Raw genomic sequence first — 1786 nt, forward strand, 5'->3', positions numbered from 1 at the left:
ATCGGCCTGATCAAGGCGATCGACCGCTTCGAGCTGGCGCGCGGCGTGGAGTTCCCCAGCTTCGCGATGCCGACCATCATCGGCGAGATCAAGCGCTTCTTCCGTGACACCTCGTGGTCCGTGCGCGTACCGCGCCGGCTGCAGGAGCTGCGCCTGGACCTGGCCAAGGCCGGGGACGAGCTGGCCCAGCGCCTGGACCGCTCCCCCACCGTCGCGGAACTGGCCGAGAAGCTCGGCATCTCCAACGAGGAGGTGGTCGAGGGCATGGCCGCCTCGAACGCCTACACCGCCGCCTCGCTGGACGCCCAGCCCGAGGAGGACGACTCCGAGGGCGCCCTCGCGGACCGCATCGGCTACGAGGACCACGGACTCGAGGGCATCGAGTACGTCGAGTCGCTGAAGCCGCTGATCGCCGAACTCGCGCCCCGCGACCGGCAGATCCTGTCCCTGCGCTTCGTCGCGGGCATGACCCAGTCGGAGATCGGCGACGAGCTGGGCATCTCCCAGATGCACGTCTCCCGGCTGCTCTCGCGCACGCTGGTGCGGCTGCGCCGGGGGCTGACCGTGTTGGAGTGAGGCGGCGCCTCACCCTCGGCTCACGAGGCGGCCCGGCCGACAACGCCGGGCCGCCTCCGCGTGCCGCCGGTGCGCGAACCGTTATCGGTTACCTGAAGTAACCCCTTTCCCCCACCGCGCCCCTCCAGCACCATGGGCCACCCGAACTGGCTGGTATGTCAGAACCCCAGGGGACGGAGGGCGCGCATGGCTCAGGGCTACCGGGCCGGGCCGGACGAGGATGTCCAGGACACGCCGGACGTGCGGCTCACCGAACTGCTCCGCACGCCGACCCCGACGGCGTACCCGGCGCTCCAGGAGTTGCGCCGGCGCCACCGGCCGGCGGTACTCGCCTACGCCCGTCTGTGCACCACCGGCGAGTCCACCGCCCGCCGACTGGCGGCCGAGGTCCTCACCACGGCCGCCCGGGACACGGCGCGCGGCATCGAGCCGAAAGTGCCGCTGCGCCACCACCTGCTGCTCCTGACCGGTCGGGCCGCGGCCTCCTGGGCCCGTGACGAGCGGGCGGCGGGCCTCGATCCCAGCCTGCTGCTGGTGCTCAACTCCGGTGCCGCGCCGGACGGTCCGACCCCGCCCCTGCTCCCGGCGTTCCAGTCCCTGTCCTCCCGCGACCAGGGCCTCGTCTGGTACGGCGTCCTGGAGGAGGAGCCCCAGGAGCGGACCGCCGCCTACCTCGGCCTCCGCCCCGCCGATGTCGCCCACGGCACCCCGCAGGCACTGAAGGCACTGGCCCAGGCGTGTCTGCGACACCGGCTGGCCGCGTCCGACGACCCGCGCTGCGCCGACTTCCGGCGACTGATCGAGGAGGCGGTACGGCCGGAGGGACCCCGCCGCAGCGTCGACCTGGACACGCACAAGGCCCGGTGCCCTTGCTGCACGGCCGCGTTCGAGGACCTGAGCGCACTGCGGGACACCCCCCGGCAGACCCTCGCGGAGGGGCTGCTCCCCTGGGGCGGCACGGCATACGCCCACCGAGGCGGCCCCGCAGCGGCCCCGGCCCCCCAAGGGGCCGCCCCACGCCGGAGCCGGCCGCGGCGGCGCCGCTATCTGCCGGCCTCGGTGGCCCTGGGAACGGCCCTCGTCTCGCTCCTGGTGTTCCTGCTCGTACATACCGAGGACTCCCCCGGACAACCGGTGGCGGCGCCCACGCCCCCGCAGGTGACGGTCACGACGACGTCCTCCCCCTCCCCCGTCGCCTCCCCCACCCCGT

At 73.8% G+C, this 1786-nt stretch carries 2 protein-coding genes; both read left to right on the forward strand.

Features of this window, described 5'->3' with window-relative positions; translation table 11 throughout:
• A partial coding sequence (locus GTW40_RS09715) for a SigB/SigF/SigG family RNA polymerase sigma factor (RefSeq protein WP_161179764.1) occupies window positions 1–576 on the forward strand: 576 nt, incomplete at its 5' end.
• Between the two features lie 186 nt (window positions 577–762).
• Window positions 763–1786: ricin-type beta-trefoil lectin domain protein (locus GTW40_RS09720; protein ID WP_161179765.1), on the forward strand; the 1024-nt coding region annotated here is incomplete at its 3' end.

Origin of the sequence: Streptomyces sp. SID4985 (genome assembly GCF_009863025.1) — a bacterium.
In the GTDB taxonomy this organism is placed as follows: Bacteria; Actinomycetota; Actinomycetes; order Streptomycetales; family Streptomycetaceae; genus Streptomyces.